Raw genomic sequence first — 21,821 nt, forward strand, 5'->3', positions numbered from 1 at the left:
AAAAGATAATGCAGCTAAAACAGATTCAAAAGCTAATGATACAGCTAAAGCAAATGTGAAGGATAATGCAGCTAAATCAGATCAAGAGAGTAAGGTAGATGAAAGCACTAAAGAAGTAAAAATAAAAGATTCAGAAGGTAGCAAAAAAGAATAATTCAATCAGGCTATTCTTTTAATTGCCTTTATTCTTTTGCGATTGTGCCCACAGTTTACTAGGCAAGCCCCATACATAGATAAATCCTTCTGCTGATTGATGATCAAATTTATCATTACTGTTATAAGTTGAGAAATCAGACAAATATAAACTACTCTTAATAGATTTTCTACCTGAGATAATTGCATTACCTTTGTGTAGTTTAATTTTAACTGAACCATTAACGTCTATTTGTGTTCTATTTATAAAGCCATCTAAAGCATATTTTAAAGGACTAAACCAAAAGCCTTGATATACCAAATTAGCCCATTGATTCTCTAAATGTAATTTAGTTCGTAAAACATCTGCAGATAAAGTCAAGCTTTCTAATTCTTGATGTGCTTTTATCAGTAATAGTAGACCAGGTGTTTCATAAATTTCTCTACTTTTGATCCCAACCACTCTATTTTCAATCATATCTATTCGGCCGAAGCCATGTATCCCTGCAAGATAGTTTGCTTTACGAATGATTGAAATTGGATCTAATGATTCCCCGTCAATTCCGACAGGATTACCAGAGTCAAAAAATATTTCTATTTCTTGAGCTTCCTCAGGAGCATTTTCAATAGAAGAAGTGATTTGGAAAACTTCTTCAAGAGGTGGTTGATAAGCATCCTCAAGAGAACCAGCTTCAACACTTCTTCCTAAGAGATTCAAATCAATGGAATATGGCGATTTTTTTGTGACAGGGGCTGGAATGCCAAAACGCTCACTATACGCAATTACTTCTTCCCTACTCATCCCCCATGAGCGAGCTGGTGTTAAAACTTTCAATTCAGGAGCCAGTGTTCCAATAGCAATATCAAAGCGAACTTGATCATTCCCTTTGGCTGTACAACCATGTGCGACTGCATCTGCTTTGAAATCCTTTGCTATTTCTACTAAACGTCTAGAGATTAAAGGTCTAGCTAAAGCAGTAGAAAGAGGGTATTTACCTTCATAAAGGGCGTTTGCTCTAATTGCTGGAAAAGCAAATTCCTCTATAAAAGGCTTTACTAGATCATCTACTAAAGATATAGATGCACCAGCAGAAAGTGCTTTTTGTCTAATTGGTTCTAACTCTTCTCCTTGGCCCAAATCAGCTGCAAATGCAACAACTTCCTCCACACCATATTCATTCATTAAATATGGAATACAAGCACTAGTGTCAACTCCACCTGAATAAGCTAGAACAACCTTTTTAACGTGACTCATCTGTCTTCTCCTTTAAGTTAAATCTTGGTTTTGAAAGCCAAATAAGACCAAATAACATCCTAAAAATACAGAAGGTCCAAAAAGCAGGAGCCAAACTATAAATGGTCTAATAATGAAAGGTTCAGGATGCTGTATGCCCCAAAACCTTAGGCCGAAACTTAAAAATAAAGCAAAAGCCCAAACAAAAACTATTAATGGGAACTTCAAAATCAAAATCCCTAATCAATCGCATAATGCATTATGTTATTAAAATGGCAAAATATGAACTTGATGAGCTCAACCGATAACGTAAATCCCGCACTAACCCGATATGGGAGAAGTGATCCTGCACCAGTATTGCCCTTAAGAGAAGAGCCAGATCTTTTAACATGGCTAGAGTCAAGTGGGAGGTTAATAGCGGATGAAGTTTCGTCAATTCAAGATGTGAGTACTGTGGAAGAAGAAGAACTGTCTGCACTCATGGGCGAAAAGGAAGATTATAAAAATGAGGAAGAAGACAGTGCTGAAGATGACTGGGAAGAATAATATATTAATAAGAATTGGCTAATAAAAATTTTAACAATATACCAAAAAAACTGTTTTTTTCAGATTCGAATTTTCTGATTGCATTTATTATTGTAATTATTTTCACTATAGATATTTTAGTCAAAAACCATAATCTAAGTATAATTCTAATTATTAGCTTGCTATCATCATATCTAATTACTAAACTTAGTCTAAAAAAATTTCAAGACCTTAAGTTAAATCAAGTTATAAAGAAAGAAGGTCCCAAAAAACATCAAGCAAAAAAGGGAACTCCTACAATGGGAGGATTAATAACTATTCCAATTGGATTACTTGTAGGAAATATTGCATCTAATAATAGCTTAATATCAAACAAATTAATAGCAGTAACCCTTCTAACAATAGCATTTATGGGCATAGGCTTTATTGATGACTGGAAAGGTTTTATACTTCACAAAAACGCTGGTTTGACTCCTATAGGAAAAATATCACTCCAATTAGGATCCGGAATAATCTTTCTTTTATGGGCACAATCTGAAAGTGCTATTGATTCCAGTATTAAACTATTTAATAATTATTCGATTGATTTTGGGATACTAATCTGGCCTATTGCACTATTCTTATTAATAGCCGAAAGTAATGCAACAAATTTAACAGATGGATTAGATGGGTTAGCAAGCGGTTGTGGAGCAATTATATTTACGGGTCTATCAATTCAATTTATTCTAGAAGGAACAAATGAAAGCTTTGCACTTTCAAGTTTTTGTATAGCAATATCAGGAGCATGGTTAGGATTTCTTTTACTAAATCAGCATCCTGCAAATATTTTTATGGGTGATACAGGTTCTTTAGCAATGGGGGCAGCTTTAATAGGGATTGGATTGATTTCTAATACATTATGGCCAATCTTTATAATGGGAATTGTATTCTTCGCAGAGTCACTCTCAGTAATACTTCAAGTAATCATTTTTAAATGTACAAAAGCCATAACAGGCGAGGGACATAGGATATTCCTAATGGCACCATTACATCATCATTTCGAACTCAGCGGTTTGAAAGAGGTAAAAGTTGTTAGAGGTTTTTGGCTAATAACTATATGCTTTGTAGTCCTATCATTTCTTATTAACACAAACAATTAAAAAATTATGGGCTATTTTACATGGAAAGAAAAAGGACTCACAGAAGACTGCACATCCTTAGAAGCTATGGCATCTCGATTTGAAGAATCAGCAAGACTAATGAGGCGCATGGCAAATGATGGTTTCAAGCTTAAAAAAAATTGTAAAAATCAACTCATCACCCATGACGACCCAAAAATTTTTGAATCTTGGGGATTTATCAGTGAAGAGCCACCTTATCGTCAACTAGCCTTAATAGATGAAAGTTGAACAACCTTATCTAAGTCATTTGAATTATCTAATTGAGATTGCATGAAAGAAATATATGTGGATACATGAGCATTCCAACTAAAATAATTAGTAACTCCTTCAATACCACTTTGACTCCATCGGTTCCATAAATATTGGTCAGAGCCAGCTTTTTCAAGAGTTTGTCTAAAAGATTCTAAATCAGAAACATCCACAAGCATCCCATTCGCACATTTAGCCAGAATTTCCGAAGGTCCACCATCATTTGTAGCTACCATAGGCAAACCACAAGCCGCTGCTTCCAGCAATGTCAAGCCAAAAGGCTCAGTTAAAGCTGGGTTAACAAATAAACCATTCCTATATGCTGCCCATCTATATATACCTGCTATTTGATCTCGTTTATGCTTCTTAGGAAATGCAATATGTCCGTAAAGATCATATTTATCTACTAAGTCAAAAATTTGCTGAAAAACATCCCTCTGTTGTTTACCTAATTGTCGAGTATCCTCTCGATTACCAAGAATAAGAACTAAATTATGCCTTTCTCGTAAAATAGGCGATCGACCAAAAACTTCTATCAAAGCAGGTATATTTTTTCTTCTCACTGCTCGTGAAATAGCTAATAAAGGAGGCAAATTAGTATTACGTAAAAAAGGAGTAAATAATTGATCTAACTTTGAGGACTCTGATGATTCATAAGAAGGGTGAAAACGACTTAAATCAACGCCGGGTGGAATAACGTGCACTGCTGAAGAATTAAAATTTCTATATCGCAAATATTGATCGTCTGCTTCTTGAGAAGTACTTGTAATAACCAATTTAGAATTAGCTAGAGAAAGCTCTTCTGCATCGATTCGACGACTAATAGAGTAATTATTTTCAATTTGTTGATGATCCATACCAGAGGTAAGGAGTCTCCTTTTCTTTTCTCTCCCAAGAGAATGTCCAGTAAAAACCAAAGGAATGTCTAAAGAACGGCTTATTAAGGCTCCTACATAACCTGCATCAGCATAATGAGCATGAATCCAATCGGGCAGCCTAGGTTCTTTCTTTAATTGTTGAATTAATTGATCTGCTAAATCATCCAAAAAAGGCCAAAATAATTCTTTTCGAATATACCTTTTAGGACCAAATGGCAATCTTATAATTTGAGCCCCGGGAGCAATAAATTCCGTTTTCTGAGAATAGTCAGAAGAGACCCTTCGATCTTGTATTAATCTAGTTACTAGTTTTACTTGCTCAACTTCTTTACAAGAAGCTAAATGCTTAACGAGTTCCAATACATATAATGTTTGCCCACCAGTATCTGAATCACGACCCAATTCCAAATCGTGAGATCGAATCAGCCCATGCAAATGCAAATGAAGGAGCTGCAATCCCAAACCATTTCAGTAAAGTAATGGCTTCATAATCGAATATGGAGACAATAAAACTAAAGAAAATATAAACAATAAGCTAAAGAAAATATAAATTAACTCCAGATCACTTGATACGAGAGGTCTTTAGCTGAAAACTTTGTAAAAGGAAAAGCAAATTATGGAGAAATGCGAAGAAAAATAATTAGGAATATCGTTGTAATACCTTTTTCAAATAACTTCCAGTGTAACTTGATGAGTTGGCTGCAACGTCCTCAGGAGTACCTGTAGCAACAATATAGCCACCTCTATCTCCACCCTCCGGTCCTAAATCAATAATCCAATCAGCACATCTAATGACATCCAAATTGTGCTCAATCACAATAATTGAATTGCCTTTATCTACTAATCGTTGAATAACATCCATTAATTTATGAACATCAGAAAAACTAAGACCCGTAGTTGGTTCGTCAATTAAGTAAAGAGTTTTACCTGTTGCCCTGCGAGACAACTCAGTGGCCAACTTAACCCGTTGCGCTTCACCTCCTGAAAGGGTAGGTGCAGGCTGACCCAATTTAATATAACCAAGTCCAACATCGACTAAGGTTCGTAATCTGTCAGCAGCCTGAGGAATTGCTGAAAATACATCTACAGATTGTTCGACTGTCATTTCTAATACATCAGCAATTGTGTAACCTTTATATTTAACTTGTAGGGTTTCTCTGTTAAACCTTGCACCTTTACAAACATCGCATTGCACATAAACATCGGGTAAAAAGTTCATTTCAATAACATTTACTCCCTGACCCCGACATGCTTCACAGCGACCACCTTTCACATTAAAACTAAATTGACCCACTTGATAGCCCCTAGCTTTTGCTTCAACTGAAGCAGCAAAAATTTGCCTAATTGGATCAAATGCACCTGTATAAGTAGCAGGGTTAGATCGAGGAGTTCTCCCTATTGGGGATTGATCAATGACAATAACCTTATCTATCGCATTAATGCCTCTAATTTCTGCTACCCCTTTAGGAAAAGGAACTTTTAAGCCAAGTTCATGATTAATAGCAGGGTGTAATAATTCATTGATTAACGTGCTCTTGCCACTCCCACTAACACCGGTAATAGCGACAAGACGACCTAAAGGAAGGTCTACTGAGACGTTTTGAAGATTATTACGATCACAATTAATTAAACGAAGATTCTTCTTGCCTCCCTTACGTCGTTCTTTTGGAGTTGGTATTGACGAACGTCCACTGAGATAAGCACCCGTAAGTGAATTCTCTGCAGATAATAAGTTTTCGATTGAACCTTCTGAAATTATTTGGCCACCATGAATCCCTGCTCCTGGACCTATATCAACAACATAATCGGCAGCACGAATAGTGTCCTCATCATGTTCAACAACTATTAGCGTATTGCCAAGGTCTCTTAATCTCTCCAAAGTATTTAATAAACGATCATTATCTCTTTGATGCAAACCTATACTTGGTTCATCTAATACATACAGAACACCTGTTAAGCCTGCTCCTATTTGAGTTGCCAACCGAATTCGTTGAGCCTCTCCCCCAGATAATGTCATCGCTGGTCTATCCAAAGAAAGGTAATCAAGGCCAACATCAAGCAAAAAACGCAGTCTTAGCCTTATTTCTCTTAAAACCAAATCTCCTATTTGCATTTGACGAGGAGAAAGTAAATTTTTAGAAGGTTTATCAATACCCATTAATTGTTCTATCCGTTTCAAAGTTTCATCAACACTAATTTCAGTTAATTCAGTAATAGAGTAAGGACCTAGTTTTACTGCCAAAGCTTCTGGCTTTAATCTTTTACCCGAACATGCTGGACATGGTACTAAATCCAAAAATTTTTCTAATTTTTGACGAACCGATTCTCCACCTGCATCACGTAATTGTCTTTCTAGGATTGGGAGAATTCCTTCAAAAGGCCTTTTAAAGCCTCCCTTTTGTTTATATCGACTATCAGCTTGTATTAAAATAGGTTTATCACATCCATTTATCAAAATTTCTTTTTGATCATGTGTTAAATCTTTCCAAGGCGTTTTAATTTCAAAGCCATAGGCTTCTCCAACTGAATACAATAAAGAAAAATAATATGAATTTTCCTTTTCACTCCAAGGCGCAACAGCAGCATAAACTGGTAGTGATGGTTCTGGAATAACTCTATCGACAGTAAATTTTTTTAAATGACCAATACCATGACACTCTGGGCATGCCCCGTATGGACTATTAAAAGAAAATAATCTTGGAGATAATTCTTCTATTACAGCTCCATGAATAGGACAAGCAAAATTTTCCGAAAAGAGTCTTTCTCTTTCAATGCCATCCGGTAATTCCTCATTTTTTTTTGGTACAACCTCAACCAAAGCCAATCCATCACCCCGTTTTAAAGCTGTTCTTAAAGAATCTGTTAAACGCTCTTGGATTCCCTCTCTGGCAATTAAACGATCTACAACTACTTCGATTGAATGAGAATGATTTTTATCTAATTCAATATTGTCAGATAACTCTCTAACTTCTTTATTAATTCTTACTCGAGCAAAGCCTTCAGAAGCCAGTCCCGATAATAATTTAGCGTGTGTACCTTTTTTACCTCTGACAACAGGTGCAAGTAACTGATAACGGGTACCGTCTGGTAGAGAAAGAATCTGATCTACCATTTCATCAATAGTTTGAGGACTTATAGGCCTTTTGCATTCGGGACAATGGGGCTCGCCAGCTCTACCAAACAACAAACGCAAATAATCCTGTATTTCGGTAACAGTTCCAACAGTAGAGCGAGGATTATGACTAGTAGATTTCTGATCTATTGAAATTGCAGGAGATAAGCCTTCTATCGCATCAACATCAGGTTTATCAACTTGACCTAAAAACTGACGTGCATAAGCAGACAAACTCTCAACATAACGTCTTTGTCCTTCAGCAAAAATAGTATCAAAAGCTAAAGAGCTTTTCCCGCTTCCACTAACACCAGTAAAAACAATGAATTTATTTCTTGGAATATTCAAATTAATATTCTTCAAATTATGCTGCCTTGCACCACGAATACTTATTAAATCTCCCAACGATTCATTCGTTAAAGATTTTTGTACAGCCTTATCCTTAGAAGGGCCCATCCTCTAAAAAACAGATCATATAAGTTTAGGAAGATTACTGCTATTCATGCAGCTTTCTTCTCTAATAAACTTGCAGCGTACATAGTAGCTTCAGCAAAATCACCGCCAGCCAATTCAGCAAGTTCACGCTTCCTTGCCTGAAAACCCTTTAACTCAAAGACTTTCGAAGCAGTTGATCCATTTATTGAAACCTTAGAAATAGAAAAATGATGATCAGCCAATGCTGCAACTAATGGCTGATGAGTGACACAAAAAACTTGCCTAGTGTCAGATAAGTGCTTTAAAAGATTTGCAACAGCCGAACTGACTCTTCCACTCACACCAGAATCAATTTCATCAAAAATTACCGTACTAGCCCCATCCTGTTCGGCAAGAACAACCTTTAAAGCCAAAATGAATCTAGACATTTCTCCACCAGAAGCTATTTCATGAAGAAGCGAAAGGGGTTGGCCAGGGTTTGCAGAAAATAAAAAATTTACGTTATCAATACCTTGAACAGAAGGCAAACATGGAATTATTCCTACTTGAAATAAAGCATTTTCTAAACCTAAAGATGGTAAGTATTTCATCAAAGAAATTTCTAATTTTTTAGCCACAGATTTACGAAGTTTGGATAATTTCTTATTAGATGAATCACGTTTTTCCCTCGCAAGCCTTTCTTTTTCTTCCAAGAGCTCTAAATTAGTCGAACTATTTTCAGAATTCAAAATGTTATCTAAGGATTCTCTATAAAGAACTAATTCATCTAAGTTTCTATTATAACGAGCTTTTAAATTTTTCAAAAATGATCTTCTTTCTTGAACCTCATTTAATTTATCTGGATTACTTTCTAGCAAAAGATAATAATGCTCTAAATCACTAACGAGCTGTTGCAAATCAGCATGAACATCTAATGCTTTATCAAGATGAGGCTTTAAAGAATGATCCAACTCACTAATGACTTTCAATTCTTTAATAGAAAACAATATATTTTCCAAAGCAGTAGGAGATTCTTCATAAGACTCCTTTAAAAAAATAAAAAGTTTTTGAATACTTTCTTGAAGTCTAACAGCATGTGAAAGTCTATCTTCTTCAGTCTGTAAATGGATTTCCTCTTGAGCATCTGTTATATTAGCAGCCTGCAGTTCTTTGAACTCCGCCATCATAATTTCAAAATTAATTTTATTTTGATTGTACTCATTTCTAGCAGTCTGAAGTGTACAATAAGCTTTGTTCCAATTATTCCAATTATTATTCACTTCTAAAGCTGCGTTTTTAATAATGGAAGATCCTAATTGATCTATCCAATTTAAATATGTTGTTAAAGGATCTATTTTATTTTGTTGACCTTGCAAAGTTAAATCAGCCAAATAAGGTCTTAATGTTAAAATTTGGTGCTTAGTAACAATTTGATCATTTATTTTAATTTGACTTTTTAAGTTTTTACCATTAGAACTCCAAATTCTAGAAATAGAAAATTCTTTGTCTTTAAATATAATATTATTTTTTTGAAGCCATCTTTTTGCAAAACTATCTATTTGGAAATATCCTTCAATATAAGATTTTGTTGATCCTAATTTAACTAGCTTAGAAGCCTTAGAATTATGAAGACCACCTAATAACAAATCTATGGCATCTAAAAAAATTGATTTTCCAGCTCCTGTCTCTCCTGTAAAAACTGTAAACCCATTCTGAAAGGAAAGGTCTAAGCTATCTATAAGACCAATGTTCTCAAGTCTCAAGCGGACTAGCACGGCAATTAAAGTAACCAAGTAAACAGTAGCTAACCCTCATTAAATTAGAAGGGGGAACAAGATACTCTTTTATGCAATGACAAAAGAACTTACCGATTTCATAGAAGCAGAAGGCCTATTGGAATATGACCCAGAAACTATTGCGAAAATTTATCAAAAATATCCTTATAGATTTATAAAAAGACTGTGGGCAACCCTGATCCCTATCACACTCTTTCTTTTAGGGGTTGGCTGGGATAAATTACTAGGTTTGCTAAAGAACAAGGAAAAAGCTAGAGCAAGAGCTAAAGAGTTTGCGGATTTATTGGTGAGCCTAGGACCAGCTTTTATCAAGGCAGGTCAGGCTTTATCGACGAGGCCGGATATAGTACCCTCTATTGTGTTAGAAGAACTGGCACAACTACAAGACCAATTACCTGGTTTTGATCCAAAGTTGGCAATGGAATGTATAGAAGAAGACTTAAAAGTAAATAAAAAAGATATTTTTAAGAGCATTGAAATAGAGCCAGTTTCTGCAGCATCTTTAGGCCAAGTACATAAAGGGGTTTTAATAAATGGAGAAAAGGTTGCTGTTAAAGTACAAAGGCCTGGTTTAAGAGAACAAATAACATTAGATTTATATATTGTAAGAAATATAGCAAGATGGCTAAAAGCAAATATAAAAATAATTCGAAGTGACTTAATAGCCTTAATTGATGAATTAGGGAAAAGAGTATTCGAAGAAATGGATTATATAAATGAAGCAAATAATGCAATAAAGTTTAAAGATTTACATATAAATAATAAAAATATTGCCGTCCCAAAAGTATACACTGAGCATACATCACGAAGAGTGTTAACAATGGAATGGATAGAAGGAGTAAAATTGACAGATATAGAAAAAGTCAAACAATTAGGTATAAGTCCAGATGAAATGATTGAAATAGGAGTAAACTGTAGTCTTCAACAACTTTTAGAACATGGTTTCTTTCATGCCGACCCACATCCAGGAAACTTGTTAGCTTTAGAAGATGGAAGGTTATGTTATTTAGATTTTGGAATGATGAGTGAAGTTAGCAGAGAATCAAGAACAGGATTAATACAAGCTGTCGTACATTTAGTAAACAGAAGTTTTGATAAACTTTCAAAAGATTTTGTTCAACTTGGTTTCTTATCTAAAGAAGTAAATTTAATGCCTATAGTTCCTGCTTTCGAAACAGTTTTTGGCACAGCGCTAGAATTAGGGGTAAGTAAGATGGACTTTAAAAGCGTTACAGATGATTTGTCAGGTGTAATGTACAAATTTCCTTTCAAATTACCGCCATACTATGCATTAATAATAAGATCCTTAATTACTCTAGAAGGAATAGCACTAAGCGTAGACCCTGAATTCAAAATACTTGGTGCAGCGTATCCATACTTTGCTAAAAGATTAATGGAAGATCCTGACCCTCAACTCAGAAAAAGTCTTAAAGAAATGCTATTTGATGGTGAAACATTTAGATGGAATAGATTAAATGAACTGATGCTAAGCGCCGCCAAACAAACCGATATAGATATTGAAAACCTATTAGATAGAGTATTGGACTTTTTATTTTCTGCAAAAGGAGGCATACTTCGTAAAGAACTGGTAGAAGCAGTAGTGAGCAAATTTGATTCTTTTACATGGAAAACCATACAAAGCTTAAATAGTAAACTTCCTGAAAATATAAGATCTACTCAAATAAAGAGTAATGAAAGTTATTTAATGGTTGAAATAGAACCAATTAAAAAGATTATAAATATAGCAGAAAACCTACCAGGATTTAACAAAGAATTGATTATAAAAAAAATACCAAGAATATTAAAAGAAAAAGATACACGAAAAATGGGTATTAAAATAGCAAAGGGAATTACAGAAAAAAGTATTGTTAGAATGATTAAGCTTGTTGCAGGAGTCAAACAATAAATGAATTATAAAATTTTAGATCTAAAGTTATTATTAATTTGTTATTGTTTAAGCTTAACAAGCTTTTGTCATTCAATAAAAGCAGCTGAAAAAGTATCATTAATTCACGGTATTTTTAGTAGAAGTATAACTATTGAAGAAATAGAAGACTTTACAGAAAAAGGGATAAAAAAAGGTTTCTTAAAAAAAATAATTAAAGAAAAAGAAGAGAAAAAGATTAGAGAAATTTTAAAAAAAGAATATAATGCGCCAATAATATTAACAAGTAGATTGATTTATAGTGATATTGGAACTGCAATTCTTAAAAGAGTCTCAAAAATAATATATCCTTTCAGAATTAATGAAGAAAGAGCAAGTATCTTAGCTTTGCGAGCTTCAGCAATTAAAGCGATAGATGTTGGTAATGAAAAAATTAATATAGTTAATTTTATAAAAGCTTATCCAAGCAAAGTAATGGCAATAAATGTGACTGAGCTATATAAAGTCCTTAACAAAGTAGAGTCAATGTCAGAATTAATGAAATTTTATTCAGATTCTCCTTTAGAAAAGCTAAAAAAATGAGCTTAAAGGATTAAATTAATTAAAGACAAAATTTTGATTGTGACTTATTTAGAAAAAATTCAAAGACATTTAGGCCTTAACCAGACATATAAACATTGGCCTGGATTGATAGAAGGGTACAAAAAATGGCTTCCAGTGTCAGATAAAACGCCTATCATTACTCTACAAGAAGGTGCTACGCCATTAATCCCTTTAAAAGCGATAAACGAAGTAATTGGCAAAGGAGTAAAAATCTATGTGAAATATGACGGTTTAAATCCAACAGGGTCTTTTAAAGATAGAGGTATGACAATGGCAATAAGCAAGGCAAAAGAAAATAAATGTGAAGCTGTGATATGTGCAAGTACTGGAAATACATCTGCTTCTGCAGCTGCCTACGCTAAAAGAGGGGGATTAAAATGCTTTGTTCTTATTCCTGATGGTTATGTGGCTCAGGGAAAACTAGCACAGGCATTAGTTTATGGAGCCGAGGTATTAGCAATAAAAGGGAATTTTGATAAAGCATTAGATATAGTTCAAAATTTATCTGAAAAATATCCAATTACACTTGTTAACTCTGTTAATCCTTATAGGATTCAAGGACAAAAAACAGCTGCTTTTGAAATTATAGATGCTATGGGTGAAGCACCAGACTGGGTATGTATACCAATGGGAAATGCAGGAAATATCACTGCTTATTGGATGGGTTTTGAAGAATATTTTAAAGCAGGGATTAGTAAAAAATTACCAAGGATGATGGGGTTCCAAGCTAGTGGTTCAGCACCTTTAGTTTTAAATAAAAGAATTGAGAATCCAAATACAATTGCTACAGCTATAAGAATTGGAAACCCTGTAAATAGAGATAATGCATATATAGTAAAAGAAAAAAGTAATGGTAAGTTTACAGCTGTAACTGATGAAGAAATAATAAAAGCTTATAAATTAATAGCAAAAGAAGAAGGTATATTTTGTGAACCTGCTAGTGCGGCATCTATTGCAGGATTAATAAAAATAAAAGATGAGATTCCAAAAAATTCTAAAGTTGTTTGTGTTCTTACAGGAAATGGATTAAAAGATCCGGATACAGCAATTAATAATAATGATTCATCATTTAAATCAAATTTGAATCCCAACGTAGAAGACATAGCCAAAGCCATGGGTCTTTAAGCGCATAACCAATTAAATTTCTGTCTGAGGAAAAGAAAGTAAAAATAGGCTTTGAATTGAGGAAAAGGATTCTGAAAACCAAAGAAAAGTAATTAGGTTTTTCAACAATGCAAGTATTTTTGTGGAAAGCTACTCAATATTCCACGAATTTCATATTCTTTACCACAGCAAATTTATTTTTAAATGCTTGCTATAAAAGGAGGATGAGACAATTTCCACAGTAACCACAGGCTCTACTACTACTAATTCATATTCTTTTATTTAAAGAGATAGAAGAAAAACGATAATCAGTCGTTTGCTTCCATTTTTTGAAAAGATATGAAAAACTAGGATTCCATTTTTGACTTTCGTCGTTAAATTTAATTCGATGAAACTCGTATGCTCCCAATCAGAACTCAATGGCGCTCTTCAGCTAGTTAGCAGGGCCGTAGCGTCTCGACCTACCCATCCTGTATTGGCAAATGTCTTACTTACTGCTGATGCCGGAACAGAACGTTTAAGTCTTACTGGATTTGATTTGAACTTTGGAATTCAAACTTCTATTCCTGCATCTGTTGAAATCAGTGGTGCTACTACCTTGCCTGCAAAACTTTTTGGGGAAATTATTTCAAAGCTTTCTTCCGATTCGCCTGTAAATTTGTCTAGTGATGAATCGGGTGAACAAGTTCAATTAGAAAGTAAAAGTGGTAGTTATCAAATGAGAGGGTTAAAGGCAGATGATTTTCCTGATTTACCTTTAGTACAAACAGGTACTTCTTTTAGTGTAAAACCTTATATATTTGCTAATGCATTAAAAAGTACTTTATTTGCAAGTAGTTCTGATGAATCAAAACAAATACTTACAGGTGTTCATTTGACTTTTATCGGTAGTTCTTTAAAGGCTGCTGCAACAGATGGACATAGATTAGTGGTTTTAAACTTAGATGATGCAATAGATTTAAATCTAGAAAATAACATAGAAAATACTGAGGAAATACAAGTTACTCTTCCTTCTAAGTCACTTCGTGAGATTGAACGTTTTATAGGAAGTTTAAAACCTGATGATAAAATTAATCTTTTTTATGATAGTGGTCAGGTAGTATTTATATCTCTTGATCAAGTTGTTACAACAAGAACTCTTGAAGGTGTTTATCCTAATTATAGTCAATTAATACCCCCTTCTTTCTCTAATATTTTAGAATTTGATAGAAAAACTTTTCTTTGTGCACTTGACCGAATTGCTGTTCTTGCGGATCAACATAATAATGTAATAAAAATAACAAAAGATACTTCATCTGATGTTGTAAAAATTACTACTGATGCTCAGGATGTAGGAAGTGGTATGGAGTCTGTACCTGTAAAATTTAACGGGGAAAATTTTCAAATAGCATTTAATGTTAGATATTTATTAGAAGGCTTAAAAGTTTTTGAAGTTGATAAAATATTATTGCGTTGTAATTCACCAACAACTCCTGCTGTATTTTCTCCTGTTAATAATCAAGATAGTTTTATATACCTTGTAATGCCTGTACAAATTCGTTCGTAAATTGATTGCTTCTAATGAATTACTTTTGAGTGATTTATTACATCATAATGTTAGATGTGATAAAGGCATAAACCATGGTTTAGGGGTTATGGCTTGGATGCATCCTCCTATACATAGAATACTTGGGTGGGCTAGTAGACCTTCTACTTTACGACTTTTACGGAATGTTTGGAGGTTAGATCAATTAAAAGGTATTAATGCTGAAGAGGTCTTCGTAAAAGGTTTACCTGCAGAGTCTGATCAAGCAACTCTTGATCGTTTTCCTACTTTGTTAGATGCTCATATGATTAACCGTAAAGGAGAGAAAATAGCTTTAATCGCTGACTTTGTATTTGATGTTAAAACTGGGAATATTTTATATTATTTAGTTTCTCGGTCTAATCCTAAAATACCAGGAACAAGTAGATGGCGTTTATCTATTAATAACATAGAAGATCAACAACCTGGACTTGTCTTTACAGAGTTTCTTTCTTTAGATGATCTTCCAATAGTTAAGTCTAGTTTACGCCAAGATATTTTAAGAAAAAGTAAGAAATTGCGAGACCAATTTGATGAAATTTCATTAAGAGCTAATAATCGTTTAGAAGGTTGGTTAGAAGAATTACCTTGGGATGAGAACGATTATTCTAAAAATAGTAAAAATTATGATTTTTTTGATCAATGGGAAGATAATATAAATTCAGAAGTTTCTCAAGAAGGCTCTTCTAAATCTTTTTCCAATTACAATGGAGATCCTTGGATATAACTATGTCAAGTAATTATACTAATGATTATTTTCAAAGTTTAACTAACATCTCTTTAACTAATGTTGATTATGATATTGCAGTTTCTTTAAAAGCAGAGGGTTTAAAAATAACTGATTTTATAGAGATTTGTTCTCGTATTAATCGTTGGCCTAATAGAACTGAACTAGGAATGTTTGGTGTTATGTGGTCAGAACATTGTTGTTATAGAAATTCGAAACCTTTATTGAGTGGTTTTCCTACTTCTGGTAAGCGTATATTGTTAGGTCCAGGAGAAAATGCTGGTGTTGTTGATGTTGGTGATAATCAAAAAATTGCTTTTAAAATAGAAAGTCATAATCATCCTTCGGCTGTTGAACCATTTCAGGGAGCTGCGACTGGTGTAGGTGGAATCCTGAGAGATATTTTTACCATGGGTGCCCGACCTATTGCTTTGTTAAATTCTCTTCGCTTTGGTTTGTTAGACGAAGATAAAAATGTTGGTTTATTGGAAGGTGTCGTATCAGGTATTGCCCATTATGGAAATTGTGTAGGAGTTCCTACTGTTGGTGGAGAAGTTGTTTTTGATAAAAGTTATTCAGGCAATCCTTTAGTTAATGCAATGGCAATAGGTTTGTTAGAAACAGATCAAATTGTTTGTTCAGGAGCTTCTGGTATTGATTTTCCAGTTGTTTATGTAGGAAGCACAACAGGTAGAGATGGTATGGGTGGGGCAAGTTTTGCAAGTGCTGAATTAAGTAATACTTCTTTGGATGATCGACCTGCCGTGCAAGTAGGAGACCCTTTTCTAGAAAAAGGACTAATAGAAGGTTGTCTTGAGGCTTTTAAAACTGGAAATGTTGTTGCTGCACAAGATATGGGTGCAGCAGGATTAACTTGCAGCTGTGCTGAAATGGCAGCTAAAGGTCAAGTAGGTATAGAACTCAATCTTGATTTAGTTCCCGCTCGTGAGGAGGGCATGTCTCCTTACGAATTTTTATTATCTGAATCACAAGAGAGAATGCTTTTTGTTGTTAAACCTGGCACAGAAGAAGATTTGATGAAAATTTTCCTTAAATGGGGTTTAAAAGCAGAAGTAGTAGGAAAAGTTCTTAAAGACAACGTAGTTCGTGTTTTACATCAAAATCAAGTAGTTGTTGATTTACCAGCAAACGCACTTGCTGAAGATACACCTATAGATCAACATTCAATCTTAAAAGATATACCCCCTGATATACAAGCTCATTGGCAATGGAAAGAAAGAAATCTACCTTTACCTTTAATACAAGGAATTCCAAGTATCAATTCATCACATTTCTTTTCATGGAATGAGGTTGTTTTGAAGTTATTAGATGATCCTTCTATAGCATCTAAAAAATGGATATATGATCAATATGATTATCAAGTTCAGAATAATACTTTAATATCTCCTGGTTTGGGAGATGCTGCTGTTATAAGGTTAAGAGATATTCAGGCAAAATCTAATGATAAATTATTAAATAAGGGAATCGCAGCTGTTGTAGATTGTCCTAATAGATGGGTTAATTTAGATCCAGAAAATGGTGCTATAGCAGCCGTTGCAGAGGCAGCAAGAAATTTATCTTGTGTGGGAGCTGAACCATTAGCAGTAACAGACAATTTAAATTTTTCTTCTCCAGAAAACCCTTTAGGTTATTGGCAGCTTGCAAATGCATGTAAAGGTATTTCTAAAGCATGCAAGGAGCTTCAAACACCAGTCACTGGAGGTAATGTTTCTTTATATAATGAAACCAGACTTTCAAATGGAAATATTCAACCTATTCAGCCAACACCTGTTATAGGAATGATTGGCTTAATAAAAGATATAAATAAGACTGTAGGTCATGGATGGACTAACAAAGATGATTTGATTTGGTTATTAGGCGTTCCTTTGGAGACTTCTAGTAAATTAGATTCAAGTGTTTCATTATCTTCTACTGCTTATTTAGATAATATCTTTGGTATGCAAACTGGAAAGCCTCCTATAATAGATTTAGATTTGGAAAAAATGATTCAAACATTTTTGCGTGAATCGATATCAAATGAATTAGTTACATCAGCTCATGATGTCAGTGATGGAGGACTTGCTATTTCTTTAGCAGAATCATGCATTGCTTCTGGATTAGGTGCAAATTGCTTTCTTCCAGAAAGTAAGACTCGCCTTGATAGACTTTTGTTTGCAGAAGGAGGTTCTCGAATTGTTGTTTCTATACCTTCTAACAAAATAGATGAATGGAAATATTCATTATCAAAACTACAAAATACAAAGTTTGCTATTACTCCCGCAATGGAAATAGGTAAGGTTCAAAAGGAGTCTATTTTTACTCTTTCGCAAGGAAATCACCAATTGTTAAATTTGTCAATTAATAAAATGCGATCTATTTTTAACTATTCAATTTCTAGAAGAGTTAATAAAAATGCTTCTAATGTTTAATTATAGAACTTTTATTTTATATCTAATATAGGAGAAAATTATGTGTGGAATAGTAGGCATTTTCGCAAATGAACAAATTAATCAACTTATATATGACAGTTTGTTGTTGCTTCAACATAGAGGTCAAGATTCAACAGGTATTGCGACTATGGAAGGAAGTCTTTTTCATTTATGCAAGTCAAAAGGACAGGTAAAAGAAGCTTATAGAACTAGAGATATGCGTAATTTATTAGGAAATATTGGTATTGGACATGTTAGATATGCTACAAAAGGTACTGCTGAGAGTGAGAACGAAGCACAGCCTTTTTATGTTAATGCTCCTTATGGGATTATACTTGTACATAATGGTAATTTAACTAATACACGAGAATTAGAGAAACAACTTTTTAATATTGATAGAAGACATACAAATTCTTCTAGTGATACTGAAATGTTATTGAATATTTTAGCTACGGAGATACAATCACAAATTCATGGCAGTTCATTGTCTCCTGAACATGTTTTCTCTGCTATTAGATCATTACATGAGCGAATAGAAGGTTCTTATGCTGCTATAGCTTTAATTGCGGGGCATGGATTACTTGCTTTTAGAGATCCTTTTGGAATCCGTCCCTTAGTGCTAGGTAAGAGAGTTTTAAATAATAAAACTGAATGGATGGTAGCGAGTGAATCATTGGTACTAGAAAATAATGATTTTGCTTTAGTTCGTGATGTACTTCCAGGTGAAGCGATATTTATTTCTATAAACGGTGAGCTTTATTCTAAACAATGTTCTCATAATCCTTCTTTATTCCCTTGCTCTTTTGAATATGTATATTTAGCTAGGCCTGATTCAGTCATGAATGGTATTTCTGTATATGAAGCAAGACTTAGAATGGGAGATCAATTAGCCAAAACAATTAAAAAAGATATTAAATCAGGTGATATAGATGTTGTAATGCCTATTCCCGACTCTTCTCGTCCATCGGCTATGCAGGTAGCTAGGCAATTAGGAGTAGAATATAGGGAAGGTTTTTTTAAAAATAGATATATTGGTCGAACATTTATTATGCCAGGCCAATCATTGCGTAAAAAATCAGTAAGGCAAAAATTAAATGCTATGAGTACAGAGTTTAAAGGTAAAAATATTCTTATTGTTGATGATTCTATTGTACGTGGAACTACATCTAAGGAAATAGTACAAATGGCAAAAGTTGCAGGGGCTAATAGTGTTACTTTCACGTCTGCTGCCCCACCTATTCGTTACCCACATGTTTATGGTATTAACATGCCTTCCAAAAAAGAATTAATTGCTTATAATAGATCACTTTCTCAAATAGAAGATATATTATTAGCAGATAAATTAGTGTATCAAGAAGTGGATGATTTAAAAAGCGCGATAATAGAGAATTCACCAGTAAATGATTTAGATTTGTCTTGTTTTACAGGAGAATATGTGACTGGAAATGTTACAAATGAATATTTAGAATGGGTTGAAAGAGAATATGTATCATGACTAATTATTTAGAAATGAGTAGTTAATTATATCGATTAAGGGAACTATTTCTTTAATATATTCATCACTATCTAATTGTAAAAGAGAGTGATCTAATTTATTTAAACACAGGCTATTCATTTGTTCCTGATCAATTCGGCCATATTTCCCTTTTGAGGTTATTATACCCGCTAAGTTATTACTATTAAAAATTTGAATAATCATATTATCATTGTTTTTAGTTTCTTTTAATTCAATATTAATATCACCTAAATCACCTTTTTTGCAGTTTCTAAGAGAAGAAATAGAATATTTTATAAAACCACCATTTTTTGTCACCATTATTAAGTCTTCTTTTTGGGAGTTGTCTACTGAAATAGCTCCTACTATTTCTTCACCTGGAAATAGTTTCATTATCGTTGAACCTTGAGCAAGTTTACCCATGGAAGGGATTGACTTTTCGTTCATTTCTATTTTTAGAACCCTACCTATATTTGTTCCGATTATTAAATTACTTCTCGAGTTACAGATCACAGCTGATTTGAGTTTTATTTCTTCTTTTAATTTTAGGATTGATGCAGCTCTACCTGAAATATCTAATATTTCTTCAATAGGCAGTTTTTTAAACTTACCGTCATTGGTTAATAGACCAATACTGAGATCTTTATTAGTACCTAAAGGAATTAAAGTATTTATAGTTTCTTTTTCTAATACAGTAGGCAAAAACTTTTCTATCTTTCCTGGTTGTAACCCAGCAAATTCCCACTTTAAAAGAGCGACTTTACCAGAGTCTGTAATTACAACAATTTTTGGATTTTCTTGAATGGGCCATATTAGTTTTGTAGGTATTGGGCTATCGCCAAGATTACAACTTTCATTAAGGTGTAATCTACCTAGTACTCTTGGACTTATTATTTTTACTTCATAATCATGCTGAATAACGAGCTTGTTTTCTTTAGGTAACTCTTCATAAGCATTTTTTCTTTGTAATTCAGCATTAGGTCTTTGATTTGCATTTCTTTCTGCTAACAACTTATCACCATCTTCTATTAATTTCGTTTTTCTTTTAGAACCAAATTTCTTTTTTAAATACTTAAATTCTTCAATCATAGTATTTAATAATTTTTCCCTTTGATTGAGAACTATTTCTAGAGAACTTTTCTTTGTTTCAAGTGCATCACATTCATTATATAAACTTTGTGTTTCTAAATTAGTTAATCTCCTTAAGGGCATAGCTAATATTCCTTCAGCTTGTTTCTCTGATAGTTCTAACCTAACCATTAGTCTTGTTCTTGCCTCCATTGCATCCCTTGCTGTTTCGATCATATTTATTACACTTTTTAGATTTTCTAATGCTTTTAGTAAACCTTTTACTAATTCAAGTCTTTCGTTTGTTTTTAATAGCTCATTCTTTGTTCTTTTTATTATTGTTAATTCTCTATACTCCAGGAAAATATTTAGAAATTCTTTTAAGGAAAGTTGTTTTGGTTGACCATTAACTATAGCTAATAATGTTGCTCCAAAATTACTTTGAAGACCTGTTTTTTGATACAAGTGCTTTAGAACTTTCTCTGGGTTACTATCTCTACGCAATTCAACTAAGATTCTCATTCCATCTCTATCACTTTCGTCGCGAATATCAGCTATACCCTCTATTTTTGAATTGTTAACCATATCTGCTAACTTTTCTATCCAATTTGATTTACTTAACTGATAGGGCAATTCTGTGATAACAATTGCATTTTTTTTATGCTTTCCTTTCCCTCTATTGATTTCTTCTATATGTGCTATTCCTCTCATTGGTATGCTTCCTTTTCCTTTTAAATATGTGTCTTTTACACCACTTCCTATAAGTATTTCTCCTCCAGTTGGAAAGTCAGGGCCAGGAATTAACTTTAATAATCTTTCTTCGGATAATTGTGGTTTTTTAATTAATTCTATTAAGGCATTTATCACTTCATTAATATTGTGTGGAGGAATATTTGTAGCCATCCCAACGGCTATTCCTGAACAACCATTTAAGATAAGAAATGGTAACTGGGCTGGCAGTACAACAGGTTCTTGTTGAGAAGAATCGAAATTAGGAGAAAATTCAACTGTATTTGACCCAATTTCACTAAGCATTGCTTCATGAGCAATAGGCGCTAATCGAGTTTCTGTATATCTCATTGCTGCTGGCGGATCATCATCTACCGATCCAAAATTTCCATGACCATCAAGAACTGGATATCTACAAGCAAAATTTTGTACGAGTCTTACTAGTGCGTCATATACGGCTTGATCTCCATGAGGGTGATATTTACCGAGTACATCTCCTACAACACGAGCACATTTTTTGTATGGTCTTTCCGGAGTTAAACCAAGTTCTTGCATAGCAAATAATATGCGGCGTTGAACTGGTTTCAATCCATCTCTAGCATCAGGCAAAGCCCTACCTACGATTACGCTCATCGCGTACTCGAGATAAGAACGCTGCATTTCTTGATGCAGAGATATAGCTTGAAGGCGCTCTTCCATCCAGATACTTGAGGATTC

At 33.7% G+C, this 21,821-nt stretch carries 15 protein-coding genes; 10 read left to right on the forward strand and 5 right to left on the reverse strand.

Annotation, left to right across the window (positions count from 1 at the left end; genetic code table 11):
- Positions 1 to 172: 172 nt before the first annotated feature.
- Positions 173 to 1,387, reverse strand: coding sequence for an argininosuccinate synthase (locus O5635_RS06480; protein WP_036900973.1), 1,215 nt, complete (start codon positions 1,385 to 1,387; stop codon positions 173 to 175).
- A 270-nt stretch (positions 1,388 to 1,657) separates the two neighbouring features.
- On the opposite strand from O5635_RS06480, the gene O5635_RS06485 reads away from it, so the two are divergent.
- Genes O5635_RS06485 through O5635_RS06495 form a run of 3 tightly spaced genes read left to right on the forward strand, consistent with a single transcriptional unit; the run spans position 1,658 to position 3,279 of the window.
- A complete protein-coding gene (locus O5635_RS06485) occupies positions 1,658 to 1,912 on the forward strand; it encodes a DUF3134 domain-containing protein (protein ID WP_152557261.1) in 255 nt (84 codons plus the stop codon).
- Positions 1,913 to 1,926: 14 nt separating this feature from the next.
- Entirely contained in the window at positions 1,927 to 3,030 is a 1,104-nt protein-coding gene (mraY, locus tag O5635_RS06490) for a phospho-N-acetylmuramoyl-pentapeptide-transferase (protein ID WP_420063641.1), read from the forward strand.
- 6 nt (positions 3,031 to 3,036) lie between these two features.
- Positions 3,037 to 3,279, forward strand: a complete 243-nt coding sequence (locus O5635_RS06495; protein ID WP_036900978.1) for a hypothetical protein — start codon at positions 3,037 to 3,039, stop codon at positions 3,277 to 3,279.
- On the opposite strand, the gene O5635_RS06500 is transcribed toward O5635_RS06495, so the two are convergent.
- The 3 genes from O5635_RS06500 to O5635_RS06510 form a co-directional block, all read right to left on the reverse strand.
- Complete coding sequence (locus O5635_RS06500) at positions 3,252 to 4,640, reverse strand: glycosyltransferase (protein ID WP_036900980.1); 1,389 nt, start codon at positions 4,638 to 4,640, stop codon at positions 3,252 to 3,254. The genes O5635_RS06495 and O5635_RS06500 overlap by 28 nt on opposite strands.
- 178 nt (positions 4,641 to 4,818) lie before the next feature.
- The gene (gene uvrA, locus O5635_RS06505; RefSeq protein ID WP_036900984.1) at positions 4,819 to 7,746 is read right to left on the reverse strand and encodes an excinuclease ABC subunit UvrA; all 2,928 of its coding nucleotides are present in this window, start codon (positions 7,744 to 7,746) and stop codon (positions 4,819 to 4,821) included.
- 44 nt (positions 7,747 to 7,790) lie between these two features.
- Positions 7,791 to 9,497, reverse strand: coding sequence for a DNA repair protein RecN (locus O5635_RS06510; protein WP_052042667.1), 1,707 nt, complete (start codon positions 9,495 to 9,497; stop codon positions 7,791 to 7,793).
- A 58-nt stretch (positions 9,498 to 9,555) separates the two neighbouring features.
- Between O5635_RS06510 and O5635_RS06515 the strand changes: the two genes are divergently transcribed.
- The 7 genes from O5635_RS06515 (at position 9,556) to purF (ending at position 19,307) form a co-directional block, all read left to right on the forward strand.
- Positions 9,556 to 11,406: an ABC1 kinase family protein gene (locus O5635_RS06515; protein WP_036900986.1), complete on the forward strand. Its 1,851-nt coding sequence runs from the start codon at positions 9,556 to 9,558 to the stop codon at positions 11,404 to 11,406.
- Entirely contained in the window at positions 11,407 to 11,967 is a 561-nt protein-coding gene (locus O5635_RS06520) for an alpha/beta hydrolase (protein WP_036900989.1), read from the forward strand.
- A 39-nt stretch (positions 11,968 to 12,006) separates the two neighbouring features.
- Entirely contained in the window at positions 12,007 to 13,113 is a 1,107-nt protein-coding gene (gene thrC / locus O5635_RS06525; RefSeq protein WP_052042669.1) for a threonine synthase, read from the forward strand.
- Between the two features lie 367 nt (positions 13,114 to 13,480).
- Positions 13,481 to 14,638: a DNA polymerase III subunit beta gene (dnaN, locus tag O5635_RS06530; protein WP_036900992.1), complete on the forward strand. Its 1,158-nt coding sequence runs from the start codon at positions 13,481 to 13,483 to the stop codon at positions 14,636 to 14,638.
- Position 14,639: 1 nt separating this feature from the next.
- Positions 14,640 to 15,383 carry a hypothetical protein gene (locus tag O5635_RS06535; RefSeq protein ID WP_036900994.1) on the forward strand — a complete coding sequence of 248 codons (744 nt, stop codon included), beginning with the start codon at positions 14,640 to 14,642 and terminating at the stop codon, positions 15,381 to 15,383.
- Between the two features lie 2 nt (positions 15,384 to 15,385).
- On the forward strand, positions 15,386 to 17,812 hold the full coding sequence (purL, locus tag O5635_RS06540; RefSeq protein ID WP_036900997.1) for a phosphoribosylformylglycinamidine synthase subunit PurL: 2,427 nt from the start codon (positions 15,386 to 15,388) through the stop codon (positions 17,810 to 17,812).
- 40 nt (positions 17,813 to 17,852) lie between these two features.
- Entirely contained in the window at positions 17,853 to 19,307 is a 1,455-nt protein-coding gene (gene purF, locus O5635_RS06545) for an amidophosphoribosyltransferase (protein ID WP_036900999.1), read from the forward strand.
- On the opposite strand, the gene O5635_RS06550 is transcribed toward purF, so the two are convergent.
- Complete coding sequence (locus tag O5635_RS06550) at positions 19,308 to 21,803, reverse strand: DNA gyrase/topoisomerase IV subunit A (RefSeq protein ID WP_036901001.1); 2,496 nt, start codon at positions 21,801 to 21,803, stop codon at positions 19,308 to 19,310. It abuts the gene before it with no gap.
- Positions 21,804 to 21,821 lie beyond the last annotated feature (18 nt).

The sequence above is a fragment of the Prochlorococcus marinus str. MIT 0919 genome, from assembly GCF_027359375.1.
In the GTDB taxonomy this organism is placed as follows: Bacteria; Cyanobacteriota; Cyanobacteriia; order PCC-6307; family Cyanobiaceae; genus Prochlorococcus_D.